19 protein-coding genes are annotated in these 22,598 nt (G+C 37.7%); 2 read left to right on the forward strand and 17 right to left on the reverse strand.

All coding sequences use genetic code 11. The annotated features are described in order from the left end of the window. Positions 1 to 309: 309 nt before the first annotated feature. The 6 genes from rfbD to ABLT31_RS10195 form a co-directional block, all read right to left on the reverse strand. The gene (gene rfbD, locus ABLT31_RS10170) at positions 310 to 1,164 is read right to left on the reverse strand and encodes a dTDP-4-dehydrorhamnose reductase (protein ID WP_367751301.1); all 855 of its coding nucleotides are present in this window, start codon (positions 1,162 to 1,164) and stop codon (positions 310 to 312) included. Beyond that, positions 1,161 to 2,177, reverse strand: a complete 1,017-nt coding sequence (rfbB, locus tag ABLT31_RS10175) for a dTDP-glucose 4,6-dehydratase (RefSeq protein ID WP_367751303.1) — start codon at positions 2,175 to 2,177, stop codon at positions 1,161 to 1,163. Before rfbB ends, rfbD begins: the two co-directional genes overlap by 4 nt. 22 nt (positions 2,178 to 2,199) lie before the next feature. Beyond that, on the reverse strand, positions 2,200 to 2,745 hold the full coding sequence (gene rfbC, locus ABLT31_RS10180) for a dTDP-4-dehydrorhamnose 3,5-epimerase (RefSeq protein WP_367751304.1): 546 nt from the start codon (positions 2,743 to 2,745) through the stop codon (positions 2,200 to 2,202). A gap of 4 nt (positions 2,746 to 2,749) precedes the next feature. Next, positions 2,750 to 3,631 carry a glucose-1-phosphate thymidylyltransferase RfbA gene (gene rfbA / locus ABLT31_RS10185; protein ID WP_367751307.1) on the reverse strand — a complete coding sequence of 294 codons (882 nt, stop codon included), beginning with the start codon at positions 3,629 to 3,631 and terminating at the stop codon, positions 2,750 to 2,752. A gap of 160 nt (positions 3,632 to 3,791) precedes the next feature. Beyond that, positions 3,792 to 4,892 (reverse strand): glycosyltransferase family 61 protein, encoded by a 1,101-nt coding sequence (locus ABLT31_RS10190; RefSeq protein ID WP_367751309.1) that lies wholly within the window; start codon positions 4,890 to 4,892, stop codon positions 3,792 to 3,794. A gap of 45 nt (positions 4,893 to 4,937) precedes the next feature. Further along, positions 4,938 to 6,119, reverse strand: coding sequence for a glycosyltransferase family 4 protein (locus ABLT31_RS10195; protein ID WP_367751311.1), 1,182 nt, complete (start codon positions 6,117 to 6,119; stop codon positions 4,938 to 4,940). 312 nt (positions 6,120 to 6,431) lie between these two features. Between ABLT31_RS10195 and ABLT31_RS10200 the strand changes: the two genes are divergently transcribed. After that, positions 6,432 to 7,196: a glycosyltransferase family 8 protein gene (locus ABLT31_RS10200; protein WP_367751313.1), complete on the forward strand. Its 765-nt coding sequence runs from the start codon at positions 6,432 to 6,434 to the stop codon at positions 7,194 to 7,196. 198 nt (positions 7,197 to 7,394) lie between these two features. On the opposite strand, the gene ABLT31_RS10205 is transcribed toward ABLT31_RS10200, so the two are convergent. The 11 genes from ABLT31_RS10205 to cuyB form a co-directional block, all read right to left on the reverse strand. After that, entirely contained in the window at positions 7,395 to 8,177 is a 783-nt protein-coding gene (locus tag ABLT31_RS10205; protein WP_367751315.1) for a hypothetical protein, read from the reverse strand. Between the two features lie 12 nt (positions 8,178 to 8,189). Next, the gene (locus tag ABLT31_RS10210; RefSeq protein ID WP_367751317.1) at positions 8,190 to 9,344 is read right to left on the reverse strand and encodes a mandelate racemase/muconate lactonizing enzyme family protein; all 1,155 of its coding nucleotides are present in this window, start codon (positions 9,342 to 9,344) and stop codon (positions 8,190 to 8,192) included. 57 nt (positions 9,345 to 9,401) lie between these two features. Continuing rightward, the gene (locus ABLT31_RS10215; protein ID WP_367751319.1) at positions 9,402 to 10,154 is read right to left on the reverse strand and encodes a class II aldolase/adducin family protein; all 753 of its coding nucleotides are present in this window, start codon (positions 10,152 to 10,154) and stop codon (positions 9,402 to 9,404) included. 40 nt (positions 10,155 to 10,194) lie between these two features. Beyond that, on the reverse strand, positions 10,195 to 11,322 hold the full coding sequence (gene glf / locus ABLT31_RS10220) for a UDP-galactopyranose mutase (protein WP_367751321.1): 1,128 nt from the start codon (positions 11,320 to 11,322) through the stop codon (positions 10,195 to 10,197). A 341-nt stretch (positions 11,323 to 11,663) separates the two neighbouring features. Beyond that, positions 11,664 to 12,587: a glycosyltransferase family 2 protein gene (locus ABLT31_RS10225; RefSeq protein WP_367751323.1), complete on the reverse strand. Its 924-nt coding sequence runs from the start codon at positions 12,585 to 12,587 to the stop codon at positions 11,664 to 11,666. A 118-nt stretch (positions 12,588 to 12,705) separates the two neighbouring features. Further along, positions 12,706 to 13,887, reverse strand: a complete 1,182-nt coding sequence (locus ABLT31_RS10230) for a glycosyltransferase (RefSeq protein WP_367751325.1) — start codon at positions 13,885 to 13,887, stop codon at positions 12,706 to 12,708. A 40-nt stretch (positions 13,888 to 13,927) separates the two neighbouring features. After that, positions 13,928 to 15,859, reverse strand: a complete 1,932-nt coding sequence (locus tag ABLT31_RS10235) for a glycosyltransferase (protein WP_367751327.1) — start codon at positions 15,857 to 15,859, stop codon at positions 13,928 to 13,930. 158 nt (positions 15,860 to 16,017) lie between these two features. Further along, positions 16,018 to 17,268: a glycosyltransferase family 4 protein gene (locus ABLT31_RS10240; RefSeq protein WP_367751329.1), complete on the reverse strand. Its 1,251-nt coding sequence runs from the start codon at positions 17,266 to 17,268 to the stop codon at positions 16,018 to 16,020. 36 nt (positions 17,269 to 17,304) lie between these two features. After that, positions 17,305 to 18,528 carry a glycosyltransferase family 2 protein gene (locus tag ABLT31_RS10245; RefSeq protein ID WP_367751331.1) on the reverse strand — a complete coding sequence of 408 codons (1,224 nt, stop codon included), beginning with the start codon at positions 18,526 to 18,528 and terminating at the stop codon, positions 17,305 to 17,307. Between the two features lie 349 nt (positions 18,529 to 18,877). After that, complete coding sequence (locus ABLT31_RS10250; protein ID WP_367751333.1) at positions 18,878 to 19,912, reverse strand: TauD/TfdA family dioxygenase; 1,035 nt, start codon at positions 19,910 to 19,912, stop codon at positions 18,878 to 18,880. Between the two features lie 37 nt (positions 19,913 to 19,949). After that, positions 19,950 to 20,657: a cysteate racemase gene (gene cuyB / locus ABLT31_RS10255; RefSeq protein ID WP_367751335.1), complete on the reverse strand. Its 708-nt coding sequence runs from the start codon at positions 20,655 to 20,657 to the stop codon at positions 19,950 to 19,952. A gap of 450 nt (positions 20,658 to 21,107) precedes the next feature. Here cuyB and ABLT31_RS10260 point away from each other — a divergent pair, with 450 nt between their 5' ends. Beyond that, positions 21,108 to 21,926 carry an ATP-grasp fold amidoligase family protein gene (locus ABLT31_RS10260; RefSeq protein WP_367751337.1) on the forward strand — a complete coding sequence of 273 codons (819 nt, stop codon included), beginning with the start codon at positions 21,108 to 21,110 and terminating at the stop codon, positions 21,924 to 21,926. The last annotated feature ends 672 nt before the right edge of the window (positions 21,927 to 22,598 follow it).

Consider the following 22,598-nt stretch of genomic DNA (forward strand, 5'->3'; position numbering starts at 1 on the left):
ACAAAGAATGACGAACTTATGGCAGCCTACCAAAACGTTACTTTTATTATCTCATCAAATACCATTATTTAGTATATAGATAAAATGAGTAATACCAATATTGATATATAATAAATTCGTTTATTACAATTATGTTCATTTAACCATTTTGGTTCAGGAGGAATAGCTAAAAACCATAGTCAAACTTTTACCTCTTGTTACATTGCCAAACATTCCTGCTCGCAAGGCACTTAGCCGTATGATTTAAGAGCAAGCTTATTATCTTAAAAAAATCCCCACAACAAAGCACTTAGAGATGTAGATGCTAAACTACTCATTTTTATCTCTTAACTCTTCCATAAATGCCTTTAAAGCTTGCCTCCAATGCCTTAGGTCCGCCCATCCATTGCTTCGAATAGATTGATGGTCCAATACTGAGTATTTAGGTCTGATCGCTGGTCCGGGAAAATCCTCCGTTCTGATCGGATTCAACTTTATTGGAATTCCGGCCTCTTCAAATATCGCTTTGGCAAATTCATACCAAGTGCACATACCTGTATTTGTCGCGTGGTATATTCCATAATTTTTTGTTTGTGTTAAACTGCATAAAAAATGAGCCAAGTCAACCGCATACGTTGGGGAACCCGTTTGATCATGAACGACTCCGAGCTCATTACGCTCTTTGGAAAACCTAAGCATTGTTTTCACAAAATTTTCTCCATGCGCCCCATAAACCCAGGAAGTACGGACTATAAAATACCTAGAAGATAGAGTTTTTACATATTCTTCTCCCACATATTTTGATTTACCATAAACGCTTAACGGACTCGGAATATCATGCTCTTGGTAAGGCCTATTATTATTACCATTGAAAACATAGTCCGTACTAATGTAGCAGAACTTGGCTCCCACTTCCTGTGCGGCTATGACAACGTTTCGTGTTCCGAATCCGTTGACTGAAAAAGCAAAATCCGCTTTACTTTCCGCTTCGTCTACTTTAGTATAGGCGGCAGTATGGATAACCGCATCCGGCTTTATTTGGGTGAGAGCTTTGAAGACTGAATCCATATCTGTAATGTCTAATTCAGCATGGCTGAATCCAATCACCTCATGATGCTTTTTCGTCAAAATATGGACCAAGTCAGTCCCCAATTGGCCCTTGGCCCCTGTAACAACCACTTTCATGTTAATCCACCCGCTCTATCCTTATACTGCCGGCGGTAATAATCTTTGTATTCCCCGGAGATAATTCGCAACCACCAGGTTTTATTGGTCAAGTACCAATCGATTGTATCCTGCATCCCTTTTTCAAAGGAGTAATTTGCTGTCCAGCCCAGCTCGCGAGAAATTTTGGTTGCATCAATCGCATAACGGCGATCGTGCCCCGGGCGGTCAGGCACAAAACGAATCAAACTCTCGTCCTTGCCAAGATACTCTAAAATTGCTTTTACGATCTCGATATTCGTTCGCTCATTATTGCCGCCGATATTGTAGATCTCTCCGTCTTTACCATGATGCAATACCAAATCAATTGCTCTGCAATGGTCTTCCACATGCAGCCAATCTCTTATATTCAATCCATCACCGTAAATGGGCAATGGCTTATCTTCTAAAGCGTGAATGATCGTTAAAGGGACAAGTTTTTCGGGAAATTGGTAGTGGCCATAATTGTTGGAGCATCTAGTAATATTCATGGGGAGTTGAAATGTTTCATAGTACGCGCGAACCAAAAAATCGGCTCCCGCTTTGCTTGCACTGTACGGACTTCTCGGAGCCAAGGGAGTGTTTTCGTGGAAAAGCCCATGAGTACCTAATGTCCCATATACTTCATCTGTGGATATTTGCAGGAATTTTTTCACTCCATGGGATCTAGCCCCATCTAAAAGAACTTGGGTACCTAAGATATTGGTTCTTATAAAAATATCCGGTTCAGAAATACTGCGATCCACATGAGTTTCCGCAGCAAAGTTGATCACGGCGTCGATTCCATCTTCAAAGATAGAACTGACCAATGGACGATCCGTAATGTCACCTTTTATAAATTTATAATTCTGCGCAATTTCTGCAAGATTTGCTAGATTACCTGCATAGGTCAAAGCATCTAAATTGATAATTTGATAATCCCGATATCGGTTAATCATATACCTCACAAAGTTACTGCCGATAAAACCGGCCCCGCCAGTTACTAGTATTTTCACAGAATGGGTTCCTCCTTTCGGATCAGAAATTAAGTTCCGCATCTTTCAAAAGAGGAAGAAGCCTATCCTTTTCCGATAAGATCGGATTGGTGGTCGGCCAAGAGATTCCCAGTTCCGGATCGTTCCAATGGATCCCTCTTTCGTGGTCCGGTGAGTAGTATGCATCCACTTTATATTGTACTTGCGTATTGGAAACCAATGTGCAAAAACCATGTGCAAAACCCCTTGGTACAAGAAGCCGCCTCTTATTGTCCTCACTTAAGATAAAAGCTTCCCATTGGCCAAAAGTAGTGGAATCCCGACGAACGTCTACAACCACATCATAAATCGCACCTGTTATCACGTAAACCAACTTCGTTTGAGCCACCGGATTCAGCTGGTAATGCAAACCTCGAAGAACACCTGATTCTAAAGACAGCGAGTAGTTATCTTGAATAAATGAAAAATTTATCTCGAGCTCAGAATATTTTTTCAAGCTATAGCTCACCATAAAAAATCCTCTTTGATCTTCAAACACATCCGGTTCTATCAAAAGAACGCCAGACAATTTGGTTTTGCTAGCTTTCATTTTTCTAGCTCCACTCCGATCTTCTTTTCGCCAACTCTACTAGATATTGTCCATACCTATTTTTCATTAATGGTTCTGCTAGGCATATTAACTGCTCTTCTGTAATATAACCCTTAAGGTAAGCAATTTCTTCAAGACAGGCTACCTTTAAGCCTTGACGTTTTTCAATCAATTGAATGAATTGTGACGCTTCCAAGAGAGAATCATGAGTACCTGTGTCTAGCCATGTAAATCCTCGTCCCAAAAGTTCCACATGCAATTGTCCGAGATCAAGATAAGCCTTATTGACATCTGTGATTTCTAGTTCACCTCTTTTGGAAGGCTTAATATTCTTTGCGATTTCAACAACACGATTATCATAGAAGTATAACCCTGTAACAGCATAGTTGGACTTCGGGTCTGAGGGCTTTTCTTCGATTGAAATAGCCATACCGGATGCATCGAATTCAACTACCCCAAACCTCTGTGGATCATTAACACTATATCCAAACACAGTAGCTCCTGATCCTTGCTTTGCTGCTCTTTGAACTAATGCACTTAAGCCATGCCCATAAAATATGTTATCCCCTAATATCAAGGATACTGAATCATCCCCGATGAACTCTTCACCGATCAAAAATGCTTGTGCTATTCCATCTGGATGGGGCTGTTTCGCATAATGCAAAGAAATCCCTAGTTCCTTACCTGTGCCTAGTACTTGCTGATACCTCACAAGGTCTTCAGGAGTTGAAATAATTAAAATCTCTCTTATGCCTGCAAGCATTAGAACAGATAAAGGATAATAAATCATGGGCTTATCATAAACCGGAAGCAGTTGTTTAGTAATAGCTCTTGTGAGCGGATATAAGCGACTTCCGCTTCCGCCGGCCAGAATAATCCCTTTCATCGTTTCCTCCCAGACGTCCTATTCTTCGGTTAGTAACCTATACCTTAAAAATTATGCGCGCTTTTCTCTTTTAGCTTATGAATAATTGATAGGGATTGCTTATGATAAAAGAAAAATATGCATTTATCCAAGTATTCGAGAAGGAGAATTTGGATAAATCTCAGTTCTTTTCCATTCCAGTCATTTCTATAATCTTTTTTAGTTTTTCTATAGGAATTAAGATATCATTCTCTCGTTTTTGCTGAGTATCGCGTTTAACCACATCTCCGATTAAATAGTAATAATCCAGGTTCATTAAAGCGCTAATCTTCCAATAATATTCGGGAACAAAATCCCTTGGGAAGGTTTCTATCACCTTAGTTCCTTTATGGCAAAAAACAAGATTTGTTAGGCCTGCTCCATGCGGTGCAATAACCGCACTTGATGAAGAAAAAAGCCCAATCTGCTCAGCTACTGTCATCTTCTCAAGGTAAACTGTTCGAAAGCCATACTCCTCGAGGACTCCAATAACTTGGTCTTCGTTAAGGATTTTTCTCACACTAGCATTTTTACGGCTAACGTAAATTCGCTTAGATAAATCTGATTTCTTGATAATTCTCTTAGACAGCAATTCGTTTCTAAGGAAGTCGCATGCCTCTTTAGAAATAAATCCTTTTCGTGAAGGCACAACTAATCTCTTAGCTTGCAAATGAAAATGATTATTGCACTCTATTATCTTTTCTTTAGGAATTCCAAGGAGATCAAGTATTTGCTGATGAAATGGCTGTGGCGAAATCCGATTAATTACATATTTATTAAAATTAATTCTGCTGCGGCGCAGAAAATCCAAGCGTGATATAACGTCGAACATCCAGTGGAAATAGTTGTTGGGAACACAAAAAGTTAAAACGGCAACAGATTCTTTGGTATAAACTGCAGGAGGTAGCTTCTTTTGGCGAAAAATGGAGTGATTTGAAGGACTTTTAGAAGGTTGCCATGAAACATCCCATAATAGCTTATTATCAGGTGTAATCACAGAACCGGTTCTTCCCCACACGCGTCCCTCTGGTATTACGACAACATACCTACGGGGCAATGGCTTTTCGGAAGCGAATGGATTGGCGAAATGACGACCATCAATACCCTTTGCTTTAGGAAAATTTGTAGGGATAACCGGTTCAAATTCAATGTATGTTGGAGAAAATTTTTTTGAAGAGGTCTTTTCGACCCATTCCGATGCGGAATGATAAACACCGTCTGGCGGTTTTAAATAATTTGACATTCTTTGCCACATCCTAAGCAAGGATTTATTCGTTTCCAAAAGATTCTAATTTTCTAGAAAATATTCTAGGATTTTTTTGCATCTTTTTTCCCATGTATACTCTTGTACTTCATAATAGGCTTGATTAGACAATTTATTACTTAATTTTTTATCCTTTAATAATCTTTTTATCGCTTTACAAAAATCATCTATATCATCAGGACGAACGAGCAAAGAATTAGATTCGTGAACCAAAACCTTGCTTATCGTCGGGATATCTGTTGCCACAATGGGTCTTTTGGAAGCCATGTATTCAAATAACTTTAATGGAGATGTTGTATGAATATCTATCATTCTATATTTCATATTTTTGATTTTATAGGCTAGCAGCAAACAATCAGCTGCCTTTAAATACTTCGGAACTAGAGTGTTGGGTACAAAACCGATAAACCTAACATTGCAGATCCCGTTTTCCTTGCAGTAATCTTCCCATAGCCGCTTATCCTTTTCAAAACCTCCGACTAGCAGGAAGACGAGATCCTTCAAATGCTGCAACTTTTTGGCCGCCTGCAATATCAGTTCAATGCCTTTATCAGGATATAAGTGGCCGGAATAAACCGCATAGCATTTATCTTTATCCAAACCCAATCTCTCTCTCCATAACATCCGATCATCTGATATCTCAAATCCTTTCAAATCAACACCGTCTTCTAATACAAGTATTTTATCATTTGGCATTCCCCTCTTTGCATTTTCCTTTTTAATTTTTTCATGAATAGTAACGAGCCCTTTGAATGACTCCAGATGGGTTAACTTATCTAGTTTTCTCAGCAAATGATCATTATAATTCCAACTGTGCGTCTCAATTAATGTGGGGATTCCTTCTCTAACCGTAAGGTATGGCAAAAAATGGTTGCGGCAATACACAAAATCAAACTTCTTCTCCCTCGCGTATTCACACGCTTTCTCACAAAATGTAGGATCATGTTTCGTGTTACAGTTTAGGAACGCTTCCTTGGACGGGGACAAATATTTTATACTGATTTTGCTGTTTATTCCGTAATGATCATAAATATTTGGGATTTCCTTTTTTAATTTGATGGTGTTTGCATTTTCAGAGGTAATTACCTCTACTTTGCAACCAATGTTATGGAAACCTTGAGCCATTTTCATAACATTAAAGCTATGTGCATAATAAGAAGGAATACTCTGACCTAGAAAAAGCCCAATGGAAAGTTTCCTCATCATTATTCCCTCCAAATATTACATCGTTTTCCTAAAAATAATTAAGAACTATCTTTTACACTATATGGCGAAAAAATAAAAATGTAATGGTGATAAGACCAAATCAAATAAAACAGATTCCTGACTAGCCACCTTTATAATTCCAGTACAAGGCAGCCAAATCCGAATAGTTTTTTTTCTGCAAGTTAAATGTATAATCATTTTTCTGTTCTACTCATAAGCTATTATAGATTAGTTAATTATCCCAATAGTGAAATAAATTTTGTTTAGAAAAGACCTCTCAAATCTTATTAATTAATAAGAAGGTGATAAAATTTGGAAACCATTCATATCGTAACTGCAAGTAATGATTGTTATTCTAAGCCTTTGGCAGTTATGTTAAATTCCCTATTAGAAAATAAGGTCACAAAAAATAAACTTAACATTTATATTATTAATAGCAACATTTCGGAACAAAATAAGTTGAAATTAACCAATTCCATGAAAAAATTCAAACAGAAAATCAAATTCTTAAAAGTTGACCCTTTAATATATGCTGGTTTCATGACACGTGGATACTTAACCATGGAAACCTACTATCGTATATCTATACCCGAACTCCTCAATAAGGACATTGATAAAGTAATTTATTTGGATAGCGATCTTATTGTAAAAAAAGATATTACAAGTTTGTGGAACATAAATGTAGACAAATATTATTTGGCTGCCGTTACTACACCTGCAGGGAATACTAGGTATAAAGACCTTTCTATTCCCATAGAATCCAATTATTTCAATGCAGGCGTTCTTTTAATAAATTTGAAGAGATGGAGGGAAAACAATGTATCTGAAAAAATTATTCAATTCATTAATAACAATGCCTCTAAAATTAAATTTTGCAGCCAGGATCCATTGAATGCCATTCTTCATGATAAGTGGCTCCAATTGGATCCCAGATGGAATTACCTCGCACCTTATCGACGAGACGTTGAAGACCCTTATATCATCCATTATAACGGGGAAGGAAAACCCTGGAACCATAATCATCGGTTTAAAGGGGAATATTTGAAGTATTTAAAGACAACTATATGGGATGATTAATTTATTATCCTTTTAATTATAAAGCCCCACACTTAAATCAAAAAATTGAAGGCTCTGAATAGTGAAATAGGCATAATGCCCGTAACCCAGATATATCATGAGATTATGGTCATTTTCATCAGAAGGCTAAATCTTAACCTTTAATGGAATGGTTACATGGTTTACCTCGCAAAGTTAGAATAACGTATTATTCATTTATTATTTAATATTGGCCATCATCCATTCGCGAACATGATCGTCCTTTACGGGGTGCACGAACATTATCCCATCTTTTTGCACCGCACTCTGTATTTCTTTAATGGAAAGCGCAGGCTTGAAACGATTAAACTTGCTAAAGTGCTCGTCGTAACGACGCAGTCTGGCACCGCATTTGGCTGCTAAAGTCGGATAGATCATTTCGCCTAAGCATTCTGCAGTACTCGATGCGAGCAAAAGTTCTAGTTTTTTTCCGTCAATGATTTTTAGCATTTTCCTTACAATTTCTGAGCGATAGGTTTGAAAGGGATTGGATGTTTTATAAAAATAGTCTTGTTCAAAAAAGGGCTGCCATCGATCCCAGTCCTGAAACATCGACCGTGCTGTTGTTGGAGAGTCTACGAGTGGATGCAATTTCTTGAGATTCTGACCTATCCAATCATACCCTACCATTCTTTTATTCAGGTATTCTTTAAAACCGTGTTTTATAAACATCGTATCAAATTCAAAGTACATCAGAAAATCATAGGCAGCCTTCTTTTTTTCCAGCCATCTCATGACATCATATAAAACCCGCCCAATTCTTCTGTACTCCAATTTCCTGCTGTAGGGGCATAGCTTTACATTATCGTGCTTATCACATACTTTGCGGCCGAATTTTTCATCTGTACCCCCATTATACACAACAATCATACAATTGTTTTTACCGATGAAACGATGAATATTTTCTACTTGGTCAAGCACGGCCTTTTCGTTTTCATGGGCCAGCAGCGAAAAGCAAATCATGGACTTCCCTCCTCACAGGTTAAGAGTTATTTGCCATCCTGATTCCTGTACTGCTTTTGCAAAATGGTCATCATCCAGATGCAAACCGAAGCCGGGAGAGTTGGGAACGCGGATTTTCCCTTCAACTAATGTGTAGCCTGGTGCGTCAAGCCCATTAACCTTCACCTCATCCCACTCCACGGTCAGAAACCGTTCCATCGCCGGTGCGATATGGCAGGAAGCATAGTTTCCATATGGTCCCCCATAGTTATGAGGGGCCTGCATAACCTTTGATCCCTTGAGGCGATCTTCTAATTCCAATAACTTGTTAAAACCATAAAACCGGATATCATATTGGATGACATCAATGAACCCCTGCTTAGCCCAATCTACCAGGGCAGGAGCTGCAGTCAGCCCCTCCCCGTCTGCAATCAGCACAGGGATTTTCTCTTTATCCATCCAGTTTTTTAAGTCTTCGTACAAAATGGGATCTTCATAGAACGGCTCTTCAATAAAAATAAGATGCGCATCAGCCGTAGCATACAACACTTCTTTGGCGATATTAAGATTATAGCTGTTGTTTGCATCAATCATGATCTCCGCCTTGGATCCCAGGGCCTCCCTAATCCCTCTAATGATTTCGATATCACGCTTTATCCCTTTCAGCAAGGGCATATGCCGTGCCCCCCGACCTACCTTGATTTTAAAAGCCCGATACCCCCGATTCCATCCTTCCAGGGCTTTCTCCTGCATCAGCGGGACAGCATCCGAATCTTCACGTAAGTGGAGGTCATTGAAATAGAGAGTTGTGTCATAGCATGGGACGTTAAGAGTGGGAGCATTTTCTTTTTCAAACTCATCCCCCGCAACGAGAGCGTAAACCGGCAATTGTTTCATACGGCCCCACCAGTCCAATAAAGGGTATTCTATACTCCTATACTCCGAGCGAATCCTCCCGGCATTATTGAACATCTCTCTTAGTGGGGTTCCTACTATTTTTTCTGCATGATCCTTCGTGATGCTTGACCACCCAAATCCCGTCTCGCCATCAATGGTTATACGCACCAAATCAAGATAAACCGTTTTTCCATGCCATCCCTTTCTTGCGTTACAGCCTATATCTCTCCATCTCTCGCCAAGAAAGCGCGCTTTCTCCACTCTTTCAATTCGCCCTTCGCAATTTTGCAATGTTCGTCATCCTCCGATCTGGGATGAGCAGCAAATGCTTCTCCTCTCCCGTAAAACTCATTTAAGCAAATCAGGCTGATCTTTCACGATCAAGTCCCATAACGGCTGGAAGCTGCGAAAGCCCTTTTTCTCTGATCCCGTACTCTTCTTAAGCGATTCGGCAAGATGGGGTGGGAGTAAAGTTGGTTTCCCAACAGATTCGGCTAACAATTGAGATTGGCAAAGCCGTTCCATGGCAATGAACCACCAGACCGCGGAATCAACAGTTTGCCCTACCGTAAGCAATCCATGGTTTTGCATAATCAATGCTTTCTTTTTGCCCAATGCCTCCCCGATTCGTTTTCCTTCCTTCAGGATAGAACCCTTAAGTACAAAGAGGGCATGATCCTTATAAAATTGACAAGCATCTTGCGTTATTGGATCAAGCAGACGTCCTAGGGTCGACCAAGTTTTGCCGTAAATGGAGTGGGCATGGGCAACGGCTGCCACATCGGGACGGGCTTTATACACTCCGGAATGAATAGCAAATCCCGCTCGATGGAGAACTCCATTTCCCTCTACAATGTCGCCGTCATGGTTAACACAAATCAAGTCAGAAGCCTTAATCTGACTGAAATGCATCCCACGCGGATTGATCCAAAATCGATTGGGATATTCCGGATCCCTGGCGGTAATATGACCTGTGGTTCCCTCATCGAATCCGTATTTTGCAAACAGCCGGAAAGCCCCTGCCAGACGTATCTTGCGAAACCTTCTTTCCTCTTTCCCCGTTGCATAGGGGGGAGGATTCTCTCCGTTATTCTTTGGCATTCTACTAATCAGTCCTTTCTTAAAAATGAATCTGAAAAACCTACTCTTGCTTTTCCGCTATTTCCTTAAATAGAGTTAAAGCTCGCGCTACAGCTTGATCCATATTGTAGTATTTATAATCAGCCAGTCTACCTGCAAAAAGCACTTTTTCCTTAATTTGCTCAGCTTCATTGGCGTAGAGATTATAGAGCAGACGGTTTTCTGCTCGGGGAATAGGATAATAGGGTTCATTCTTTCCCAGATTGTGCGGCTCCGGATAAACAAAAGTTACTGTCGTTTTGGGGGAGAGTTGACCGGTGAGGTGTTTTTGCTCGAGAATGCGAGTGAATTTATATTCATTTGGGTAATTGATGGTTCCAACCTCTTGGTAATATTCCTGGTTTAATGTATGATAATCAAAGTTAAGACTTCGGTACGGAAGTGTACCATGCCTGTAATCGAAGAAGGCATCAATAGGTCCAGTGTAAATCATTCGCTTAAAGCTTATCTGATCTATGATTTCACGGTAGTCGGTATTCAAAAGCACCTTGATATTGCGATGCTTGAGCATTTTACTGAAAAGTGCAGTGTAGCCGTGCATAGGAATGCCTTGATATGTGTCCTGGAAATAACGGTTATCCCTGCTGATATAAACCGGTACGCGTGCGGTGACAGAGGGGTCCAATTCTTCGGGCTTGAGTTCCCAATGCTTTAAGGTATATCGGTAGAACACCTTCTGGTAGATATAATCCGCCAAAAAATTAAGATCTCGATTTGCGTTCTCGCGTAGTTTCAGAATAGGAACTTTGATACCAAAACCGTAATGACCTATGAGTAATGACTCCAGTTTTTCCGCATATTTCTTTGGGAAAAGATTATAAAGAGAGTTTAAGTTGAACGGAATCGGGACCTTCTTGCCATCAGCAACTACCAGCACCTGGTGAAAGTAAGGTCTCCATTTAGTGAATGTAGATAGATAGTTCCATACCAGTAAAGAATTTGTATGGAAAGTATGCGAACCATATTTGTGAATCAGGATTCCGTCCTCATTAAAGCAATCATAAGAATTCCCTCCGATATGATCCCTTCGTTCTACTACCAGTACCTTTTGATCCAGTTGAGAAGCGATCCTCTCTGCTAAAGTAGCACCAGTGAATCCAGCACCGACAATAATCCAATCTACTTTCATATTTTTGACTCCTTTCTGAAAAAGCTATAGATCTTAATTACTTCATAATGGAGCTGGAATATTCCACAATTAAAGTGAAAACTATCTAACAAACTAAGTTTTTCCCACCCTTTCTCTCTTTGCGTTAATCACTGACATACTATTCATAATATTTTTTCAATGTTTGTGCATTAATTGAAATCCTTATAAAACGGGCTTAGAATGTAGAACTCTGCCATTTTTTGAGTTACTCTGCGTCTGTACATTCCTATTAATACACAAAACTTGAGCCTATTCATAATCGCTTGATTTGCGATTCACAATATGACCTTCACCCCAAGGAATTAAAAAAGTTAAAGTATTTAACGTTTTTCTAAATCAATTAATTTTTTTCTTACCTTTGCATACTCTGCGGCTAGCAATTCACTAAACAAGAGGAGATTTCTAAATAGATTAACGTCATTATGGTTGGTATAATTGATATGGATTGGTTTGCAGAATGAAAGATCAATTGGCTCGACTTTTTTCGGACTACCTAAGAGTTCATAGATTCCTATATTGGGATTTGCTTTAATCCTGTTAAACCATTTTTCCAAATGGACACTATTGCCTTTCTTTCGATTATATGCTGCCAGGTTATTAAGCCATCCTAAAATAACTTTTGACTTCATTTGTTCAGGAGAACGAACTATAAAGTGGGCAATCTTTAATGCTCCAAAAGGTCGCTCTATCTTTGGATGTTCTCTCTTGTTCTTAAAAATCAGATTATGATTTCCCTTAGAAATGGATGGCGAATATTTGTTGAGTACCCCTTTTGTAACAACCACTTTAAAGCCATCGCACCTACCCAACGAATGGGTTATTCGTTTTGGAACAAAAAGCTCATTATAGTTATCGTTAACAGATGGAATATAATTCACCCTTTCTAAATAATAGATAGTTTCCAAATCTAGTTTGTCAATAATTTTTCTCGGATGCTCCTTGTTATTGGCTAAAATTAAAAATTCGTCTACATCCAGAGGGAAAATGAGGTCAGGTTTGTATTCCCTATAAGTACTGTACATAAGTGAAGTTGTTTTTTCTGCTTGCAAATATTCAAAGTTATCAACCAAAACATCAATGGGGAGCCCTTCAGCCTTAAGATTATTCAATATAGTCAATGTACAATCTGTGCTTCCGTTATCTAAAATAACCATTCGGTCAAAAATATTCAGATGGTATCTTACAAACGATTCAATAATATCCGCTTCATTTTTGACCATGGTAATCGAAAAAGCCTTTTTCATTATCATCATCCTCTTACTTCCTTTTTATTGCCTTTCCACCCTTGCTTTGATTTGGATTGCCCTTTTAATATATATAACCCATTGACTTCATCATAGCTCAACAATTCATTTATCAAGGTTAAATGCATTTATAAAGTCTCTCATAAGCATACGCTTCTTGCTCAATTGTTGGAATGTGTACTTTCTTCAGATTATCCTTGATTTTATTAAGTATTTCTGGCTTAGCACTTATCATAGTCAAAACCTTTCTCAATTGCTCTACCTTGCCGACATCGAAAGTAAACCCATACTTACCGTTTTTTATCTTTTCCGCCATTCCCCCAATATTGGAGGAAATTACAGGAATTTGGCACGCCAATGCTTCATGTAAAACTAAAGGGTAATTTTCGTACCAAATTGAGGGAATAATCATAACATCAATTTGGTTAAAGATATGTCCTAGTTGGGTTTGGTCAAATACACCACAAAATTCAATCCTATCATCGCCCTTTGCTAACCCCTTCAATTTTTTTACATAATCATTTTGTCCAGTTCCTAGAATCTTTAAAGAAGTGTTTCTGGAAGGAACCTTCCTGTAAGATTCTAGTAAGATATCGGCACCCTTGTGATATTGCAATGTCCCTGCAAAACCAAAGGTAATATGAGAGCCCTCCTTATAAACTCTTTCGTTACGTTTTATCTTACTATAGCTTACGCCATGATGAATGATACTAATTTTTGAAGAAAATTCCTGTTCAAACATTCTGCCTAGAAATTTGGATGGCGAAATGATTTTTTTTGCCGAACCTAACATATCCTGTGCTTGGTGTAACCTTCTCTTAATATATTCCGGTTGGATCTCAGAACAAAATCGCGCACATGATTCTCCATTAGAGGGTCCATTGCATGTTTGACCTTTTGAATTAAGTAAGGTTACTTTAGGACACAGAAAGAAATAATCCGTTAGCGTAATAATGTATGGAATTCCCAATTTCTTTGCTGATTTTATAAACTCACCGACCCTCATGATATGACCAAAATGAATCAAATCCGGGCTTTCATCTTTTATTAGCGATTCACTAAACAACTCTAGCTCACTATTATCTTGAAGCAGGTTCATATTGTTAAAATGCTTCTTACATTTAAACGCGACAACTGGAATTCCTTTATAGGTGAATTCCCGAATTAATATATCCCCTGCTTGCTTTTCATATTGCCTATCCTCATAGTAACTATAAGTCACAACTTTGGCATTATGGCCCATTAACTGCATCATGGTCGCCATATTGAAAACAAATTTTTCCGTTCCTGTATAGTGCATGGGATAGAACTGGTGGACGATATATAGTATTTTCAAATTCTCACACTCCCTCCTTAAGAGATTTAATTAATTGTTTAACATTTCCTTCAATATTATTTCTTTTATAACATTGTGCTAGCATTGAACCTATTCTAGAGGCAAATGCCTTAAAAATACTTTGGATATAATCTTCCAGTAATTTTTCATCTAATACATCATTCATTCGATGCATATAGTCACTTGAAACCTTCAACCATTTTAATAATGATCGAATTAGACAACCATCATATTTCTGATCTTGACTAATGGAGTACAAAGGATGAAGTTCTTCTAATAAAGAATAAAGGGCACTATCAATATATTTGCAGGGAGATAATGAAATAGATATCGGATAATTTATACACTTATAGTTTTCAAAACTGTTTCTAACATAGCCTTCAAAGTTTTCTAGTCTAATCTTCTTCCTTGTTTGTACATTTTCAGGAAATATGGAGTATAAAGCATTATAGGTATACAAAATATCTTTAACCAAAGGTTTGAATGTAATGTTTGAAATGGGTAAATCTTTAAAAATTTCAGATAAGGAAATAGTATCCGCGAATGATCGCTTTAAATAATAATAGGGAGAACGATTATGTGAATGAATAACTTTTGTACTTACCATTAGACCTAATTTATATCCTTTACCAATTAGCCTTACACCTAAATCCAGATCTTCTGCAAAGCTGTGTCTATATTTATATTTCATGAAAATTTGCTTATCTAATAAGCATGTAATATCCGTAATACTTGAACTTTTACGTAATTCAAGATAATTTCCTTCTTTTGGTTTACATAGAATCTTATCCGAGTTTTTTAATTTTAAAAATTTGCAATGATGTAACCACGAGGATATTCTATAATATAAGTCAGCATCTTCACGTGGCGTTTCTGCACAAGAAACTGCTGCAAGGTTATTATTCTTCAAATAAGTATATATTTCTGATAGCCAATGTTCAGATGGGGGTAGGATATCCTGAGTAATAAAAAGGATATATGGATGAGTAGCATGCTCTGCTCCTAAATTCCTTGCATATGAATGTGAAAATTCTTTTTGTGAAATTCCAATAACTTTGGCCCCATACTTTTCTGCAATTTCACTCGTCCCATCTGTACTTCCCGAATCGACAACAATTATCTCCTTCTTTTTAAATCCTTTTTGATATTGCAGCATCCTAAGTAAAGTGACAAAGTCATAATCACTCATTGCATTAAATGTAGGGATGACAATGGAAACGGAGTCTATGGGATTCAATTCCAGCTTATGGCGCTTCCCCTCTATTCGCTTTTTACTTTCGATTAATAAATTATCTTTTTTGGGGGGCGCTGGATATTTAATAGAGTATGCCTGGGACCCTTCAATATTCAGTAAAAAATGTTTACTATTCCAATGGACAACTAAACTTTTTTCGTTTTCTTTCATTGAAGAGTTTGTAAAATATTTAATTTGTTCTGGTGTTCGGGCATGATCCCATAACCTTAGTTCATTGATATTTCCCTCAAAAAAGCCATATCGATCATGACCACCAAAAAGCCCAGATGCATAAATTGTTTCCTTAGAACTCTTGAGACCTCTTTTTTTAAACTCCCCATTTATATACAAATAAGGGATCCTGTTATAATATACAACCGCAATGTGACACCAATCTTTAATTTTAGTTCTATAGGCCAATGTGGCAGGGAGATAATTTTCGGTATGTTCAAACACGCAAATCCCATTCCTGCCGACAGATACTCCTATTCCAGCACAAATAGGCTTAACTCCATACTGTGGACCAATAATATATTTCTGACTTTTAGTTCCTGTTGTCCCATTGGTAGATTCTTCATAAATTTTGAGTTTACCGACTGGTTTAACCCAAAATTCATATGTGAAGTTATTTTTTATTTTGGGGATTTTATGAGATATGTCTATCATGGTTGATCCGTCAAGATAAACTCCAACCAGTTTCATACTCTGCATCACCTCTTTATAAAAAATTTAACAAAAACATACAGAGCATAAACACAGTTTCTGAAATAAATACTTTTTCGCAGAGCTTTGCTATACTTTGTCTAATGACAGACGACATGCAGCATTTCATTCCCTATTTTCCGCCAATTGCATCAGGCTTACCATACTAAAATTCGCCTATACTCTTTTTCATAAGCATACGCTTCTTGCTCAATAGAAGGGATCAAAGAAGAGCTCAAGTTCTTTTTCAATTCATTTAATATAGTTGCATCACGAGTTACCTTTTCAATTATTGATCTTAGCTTTTTCTTATCTCCAACGGGAAAAGTAAACCCATTCCAACCGTCTTTTATTTTTTCCGACATTCCACCCGCATCCGAACAGATCACGGGCAATCTGCAAGCTACTGCTTCGTGGAGAATCAGCGGATAATTCTCATACCAAAGGGAAGGCAAAATCACCGCGTCTACCCCACTTAAAACCTCCCCTACGTGCTGTTCTTCAAATATGCCACAGAATTCGATTCTGGGATCATCCCCAGACTTACTCTTTAATTTTTTGAGATAACTTTCACAACCTGACCCAAAAATTTTCAACTGTACGTTTTTAAACTTCAATTTTAAAAATGCGTCTATAAGTAAATGAACTCCCTTATGGTTCTTCAATCCTCCTGCATAGCAAAAAACGAGAGAATCGTTTTCCTTGTATATTCTGTTATTCATTTTTATGGTACTGTATTTGATCCCATGATTTATAACCTTAACTTTTAACCCGGGGAATTCCTCATTGAATTTGCCAGCGACAAACCTGGAAGGAGCAAACACCTTATGAGCTCCGCATAATATGTCTTTTCCCTTCGCATATCGGTCGGTCACCCACTCTTGAGAAAATTGCGGACACGAATACCTGCATTGATGACCGCAACGAGGACCGTCGCATAATTCACGCTTGGAATTAAGCAGGACACCTTTCGGACACATAAGAAAAAAATCTGTAAGCGTAATTATATAGGGAATTCGTAAGGTTTTAGCTACCGTAATGAATTCAGCCACTCTTTTGGAATGCCCGACATGAATAAGATCTGGCTTAATGTATTCCAGGATCTTTCCTGCAAATATTTTCAAACTTTCATTTCCTAAATTATGGTTTAGCTTTTTGGAGTTTCTTTTCATTCGGAAAACAATCACTGGGATCCCTTTATACATCATTTCCTTATAGTATACATTTTCCATTTGTTGGTCATAAAAAGAAAAGTCATAGCTGCCATGCGTTAGTACCGTTACTTGATGGCCCATTTTCTGCATCATGCTCGCCATGTTTAAAACAAACTTTTCGGTACCCCGGTAATGTTCAGGATAAAACTGGTGCACTAGATAGAGGATTTTCAAACACCCTTTCATCCCTTTCATCTTTGAATTAACTCATTGATATCCCATCCTGCCTAATCAATCTTTGATAAAGTTTACTAAGTCTTTAAACTTCTCAGGATTTCTTATATAGCCGCTGGCCAACCTCTTGCCGATCTGATTGGCGAATTCCTTGAAAAGACTTCTGTTGAAATCTTGCGATACGGTGTAATCGATATTGCGATAAATATTTAGCATATACTCTTTATAGTCGCTTACCGCATTTTGGATGGACTTTAAAAGCTTTCTATCGCATCCCATTTCTTTCCCAACACTTTGCTGTGCCAATATGCTTTTAAGGAAGGTTTGGAACTCCGAATCGCAATAGGGATGGTCACGTAAAAATACAGAGTGAGGATTATAAGCAGGAGTATGAATGTGTAATTTATCTTCTACAATTCTAAAATAGCTTTCAATGGAACAAGGAAGGGGGATTTTCTCCAGCACTTCTGTAGCAAGGAAATTTAAAACAGTGAGAGTGTAGGCAATATCCTCACATAACTGTTTTTTGCGAACTTTTCGGGGTTGGTACTCTGAAAACAGTTGGGATAATGAAATCGTATCGATATATCCTCTCTTTAAGTGATAATAAGCCGTTCGATTGTGGGAATGGATGATTTTAAATTGATTTTGCAAAGCTATTTTCTTTCCATCCCGGATTAATCTTAGGCCTAAGTCAAGATCTTCGGCATAATCATGACGGAAGTGATATTCCATAAATATCTCTTTCTTTAACAGACAAGCAATATTGGATATGCTTGCCCGTTTTCTCATACGTGAATAGCTTTCCTTTTTCGGCTTTGACCAAATTTTGTATTTCTTTACCACACCAAGGTATTTTTTGTAATAACGGTATGAATGGACGCGAGAATAGAGATCTGCATCTTCCCTCGGGGTCTCACTGCAAGAGACGGCGGCAACTTTATGTTTTTGCATGAAGCTAAAAAGTTCAAAAAGCCATGAATCTGTCGGCGGCAATGCATCTTGCGTAATGAATAGGATATAATTGTGTGATGTACATTCTCCCCCCCTATTTCTTGAATAAGAATGGGAGAAGTCCTCATGTGGAATGTTTATTACTTTGGCTCCATATTTCCTGGCTGTCTGAACCGTCCCATCACTACTGCCGGAGTCGACAACTATAACTTCTATTTCCTGAAAACCCTTTTGACTTTTTAGCATGGCTAAAAGAATATCGAACCGGTAAATGAGAGCATTGTAGGTAGGTATCACAACCGAAATATTTGTTTCACCCTCAGGCATAAGGCAATGTCTCCTGGTTATATTTTCTACTATCTTATGTACAATACATGAGGAGGGAATAGGATGAAAACCTATATTTTCGTAAACCTATCAACCTAAATGGTAACAACTGCAGTGTTTCCTATTTTATTGTACAAGCCCCACTACTCCCACATCATATCTCCCTCATCTATCCAGTTATTAATATGGAGAGGGAGCCCATTAATAAGTTTTTTGGCCCCTCTTTTATTTAATGTTCCGAAAACCATCTTAAATAAAAATCTAAATCTACTTAGATACCAATTTCCAAATAGAAGGTTGGTAAATAAAAAAAGATCACATATCAGCTTTCTTTAAGGCATTCAAACTGTTATTCATTTTTAGCGTTAATTTTATTAAAATTCTCTTCATTACGTAGCCCCTCCTCAATAAAGAGCGGGGTACACTTATGTTGTTTAGATCCCCTGCTAAAACTTGTACGCCTGAAATCTTCGACTGTGAACATTCGTTGTAGCCATCGGTCATTCCCGTCATATCGAGCTTGGAAAGAAGTTCTTGCATGAGCTGCAAAGCGATTATCAATTATTAACATATCCCCGGGTAGCAGTACAAATTCTTCTGCAACACTGCATAGCGCAGCTTGAAGTGCTTCTAATGCCCATTGAGCCTCACGGTTAATACCTTCCATTGTCGGAAGATGTACACACATGTGAGGAGATAAAAGACTTCCTGTCAAAATAGGAATTACAGTGGAGTATCGTTCGGAGCCAAATTTAATGAACGAAGAAGGGGCATACAGCCGATAAAGTGGTTTCCTAAGGAGTGTTACAGCGGTACTTGGGAGGTAAGGCAGGGCTCTTAATATGCTTGCAGTTAGAGTTTTTGCTTTTTGTTCGTGATCCGCACGTAAACAGATCAACCCTAGATGATCAGGTTTATATGGGTGTATCGCATCTTCAGTGTGAAATTTGAAAAACTGATTGGAACCTGTATTCTCCTGCTTGCTTTCTTTACCTTTTACAGGACATATATTTTGGATTAATAATCCTTCTTTTTCTTCCTCGTATGATATTGGCTCTCCAAAAAATAGCATTATCATGAGCAGACAATACTCACTTAGAAAGGAGAATTTTGCAGGGCTAGCTCCCCCATCACTTGGAGTCGGCGGCAACATACGATCGACAGGTAAGTTTCTGATCACTAAAGTGCCGTATGGATTAGAACTCCTCCGAAATTCAATAAGTTTTCTTGCTATGGTGTCCTTGATCTCCCGTCCTATCATAATCACTTCGGTCATTACTTCATCGGTAATAGACCGAATGTCCAAGGGAGGGAGTTTTTGAATCAATGACTCAACATGATTTCTCTCACATTCCTTTAAAGTGATAGTTATTTCTTCTACCATTTAAATTTACCTCCATTTTCAACATAATATAAAAGTCTCAATTATTAGGTGATTCATCCCGTGCAAGAGCTACAGCTCTACTTGCCAACAATTCTGTAGGATCAATCATCTTTACTCGTTGTTCCAGAAAAGGAAAGAGAAGAGGTATTTCGGTACATCCCCCGATTACGCTAGTGACACCAAGTGAGCAGTAGTGTTTGATTAAATCGTTTAAACTTTGGATAAACTTGTTTTTACTAATAAAACCAGCTTTCACATCGTTTATAGCCGAAACTATCATCCCCTGTTCGTCAGGCTTTGGATACAATAAGTGAAGACCTCGAGATCGAAAAGGGATTTCGAACAGTTTTCTTTTTAAGGTGTTAGTATTCGCTAGTAATAGAATTGAATCTTCTTCATGATACTTTTCTACATAGTCAACGGTAATATCAATCATACTGCAGATCGGTATGTCTACTGTCTTTCTTAAAGACTCAATCCAATAGTGAGCAGCGTGGCAAGGAATAAGGATAAAGTCTGCCCCCGAGGATTCCAGTAACCTAGCTGACCTAATCAGCTCAAAAAGCGGATCCTCCTTTCCCCCCGTGATTTCCTGATTACGGGAAGGAATCTGAGGATTATTGTAGATAATAATCTTTAAATGATCTTGATCAGTCTTAGCAGGAGTAGATTCAATGATTTTACGGAACAAGTCAACGGTAGCCATCGGGCCCATACCACCAAGAATTCCCACCGTTTTGTTCATTATGTCACACTCCTTGTTCATATGTTTAACTACATAGATTATCCTCTCACTACTAAACTATGAAAATAAGTGTAAAAGGTTTGGGTATGAGACTTAGTATGAATAGCCTGTTTTTTATAGATACGGCAGATGAAAAATTCTTGAAACATACCAGGTGAACTCATTCCGCTGCCTCTATTTTTACATTCAAGTTTCCAACGATTTTCAGAGAAATGAAGAAGTGGACTATACCCTAAATTTTTATATCTTAATATTCTGTACCCTATACTCAAATGAGCCGCGTAAAGCAAAGCGCCATTGGCATCCCTCTTATGTCAAATTACCACCTCTTGCAAGGTAGGTTAAAGTAATTTCATCTTAAATCAACTCACATCTATTACAAATTCCTTATTATTTACATAAGATATACTAGAATATATAGATTAATAGAAAGGTGGGCTTATTTATAGCATGAAAGATGACATCAACTTTATTAAATTACATTTTAAGAAATGTCATGGATACGAATTAAACTTGGATAATCCTCAAACATTTTCTGAGAAAATACAATGGATAAAACTATACGGGAAATTAGATAGGTTTGCAAAGTACGTCGATAAATATAAAGTTCGTGAGTTTGTAAAAGAAAGAATTGGAGAACAATACCTAATTCCCCTTATAGGAGTTTATGATAATGTAAATAAAATTGATATTAGCTCCCTCCCTAAATCATTTGTCATTAAAGCGACCCATGGTTGCGGCTGGAATATTATCGTTAAAGACAAATCAAAGCTTGATTGGAACCTTGCAAGGAAACAGATAACTAGCTGGATTAACACCAATTACTATCATCTTTTTGGTGAGCGGCAGTATAACCCATTAAAAGGACGCATCATAATTGAAGAATTACTTCAAGATCCATCAGGTGATTTGAAAGATTTCAAGCTTTTCACCTTCCATGGGAATCCTATGTACATTCAAGTAGATGGAAATAGATTTAGTGGACATAAGCGTGATGTCTATGACTCCAATTGGAAAAGGCTCCCCTATAAAATTATCTATAAAAAATTTTCAGAACCTATTCAAAGACCAAAACGATTAGATGAGATGATTGAGATCGCCTCTAAACTAGCCCATGATTTTGCGTTCGCCCGAATTGACCTTTACTATCCAAATGACCGGATTTACTTTGGTGAAATAACATTTACCCCAAGCAACGGCTTTAAACGATACCCAATTGAGTATGAGAATTTATTGGGTAAATTTATTGACTTGAAAAAATATCACTAATCCATAATTTGGTGAGGGAGCCCATTAACAAGTTTTTTGGCCCCCTCTTTTATTCATGCCCCGAAAACCATCTAATAATAAGCCAATCTACTCATGCACCAATATCCAAAAAGATAGTTGGTACATAAAAAAGATCACTTAACAGCTTTCTTTAAGACATTCAAACTGTTATTCATTTTTAGCCTTAATTTTATTAAAATTCTCTTCTGAAATCTTCGACTTTTTCAATGATTTCACGGAACAAGTAAACGGTAGCCATCAGGCCCATACCACCAAGAATTCCCACCGTTTTGTTCATTATGTCACACTCCTTGTTCATATGTTTAACTACATAGATTATCCTCTCACTATTAAACTATGAAAATAAGTGCAAAAGGTTAAGGTATGAGACCTACTATGAATAGCCTGTTTATATAGATGCGGCAGGGGTAAAAATTCTTAAAATATACCAGAGGTGAAATATTCCTCTGCCTCAAAAGTAATTTTATCTTAAATCAACTCTCATCTATTACACATTCCTTATTAATTGCATAAGATATACTAGAATATATAGATTAATAGATTAATAGAAAGGCGGGATTATTTATTGCATGAAAGATGACATCAATTTTATTAAACCCGAATTTCGAAAGTAACCTGATATCAATCTAATGAAAAAAGTGCCCAGTCTTT

The organism is Ammoniphilus soli (assembly GCF_040813775.1).

What these genes read in the sequence shown, in the direction of transcription:
- ABLT31_RS10230 (WP_367751325.1), bottom strand. Translation starts at nt 13,887, where the DNA reads ATGCACTATACAGGAACGGAAAAATTTGTTTTCAATATGGCGACCATG.
- ABLT31_RS10205 (WP_367751315.1), bottom strand. Translation starts at nt 8,177, where the DNA reads ATGATTTGCTTTTCGCTGCTGGCCCATGAAAACGAAAAGGCCGTGCTT.
- ABLT31_RS10190 (WP_367751309.1), bottom strand. Translation starts at nt 4,892, where the DNA reads ATGTCAAATTATTTAAAACCGCCAGACGGTGTTTATCATTCCGCATCG.
- ABLT31_RS10245 (WP_367751331.1), bottom strand. Translation starts at nt 18,528, where the DNA reads ATGCCTGAGGGTGAAACAAATATTTCGGTTGTGATACCTACCTACAAT.
- ABLT31_RS10250 (WP_367751333.1), bottom strand. Translation starts at nt 19,912, where the DNA reads ATGGTAGAAGAAATAACTATCACTTTAAAGGAATGTGAGAGAAATCAT.
- rfbA (WP_367751307.1), bottom strand. Translation starts at nt 3,631, where the DNA reads ATGAAAGGGATTATTCTGGCCGGCGGAAGCGGAAGTCGCTTATATCCG.
- ABLT31_RS10225 (WP_367751323.1), bottom strand. Translation starts at nt 12,587, where the DNA reads ATGAAAAAGGCTTTTTCGATTACCATGGTCAAAAATGAAGCGGATATT.
- cuyB (WP_367751335.1), bottom strand. Translation starts at nt 20,657, where the DNA reads ATGAACAAAACGGTGGGAATTCTTGGTGGTATGGGCCCGATGGCTACC.
- ABLT31_RS10260 (WP_367751337.1), top strand. Translation starts at nt 21,108, where the DNA reads ATGAAAGATGACATCAACTTTATTAAATTACATTTTAAGAAATGTCAT.
- rfbD (WP_367751301.1), bottom strand. Translation starts at nt 1,164, where the DNA reads ATGAAAGTGGTTGTTACAGGGGCCAAGGGCCAATTGGGGACTGACTTG.
- ABLT31_RS10195 (WP_367751311.1), bottom strand. Translation starts at nt 6,119, where the DNA reads ATGATGAGGAAACTTTCCATTGGGCTTTTTCTAGGTCAGAGTATTCCT.
- glf (WP_367751321.1), bottom strand. Translation starts at nt 11,322, where the DNA reads ATGAAAGTAGATTGGATTATTGTCGGTGCTGGATTCACTGGTGCTACT.
- ABLT31_RS10240 (WP_367751329.1), bottom strand. Translation starts at nt 17,268, where the DNA reads ATGAAAGGGATGAAAGGGTGTTTGAAAATCCTCTATCTAGTGCACCAG.
- rfbC (WP_367751304.1), bottom strand. Translation starts at nt 2,745, where the DNA reads ATGAAAGCTAGCAAAACCAAATTGTCTGGCGTTCTTTTGATAGAACCG.
- ABLT31_RS10215 (WP_367751319.1), bottom strand. Translation starts at nt 10,154, where the DNA reads ATGCCAAAGAATAACGGAGAGAATCCTCCCCCCTATGCAACGGGGAAA.
- ABLT31_RS10235 (WP_367751327.1), bottom strand. Translation starts at nt 15,859, where the DNA reads ATGAAACTGGTTGGAGTTTATCTTGACGGATCAACCATGATAGACATA.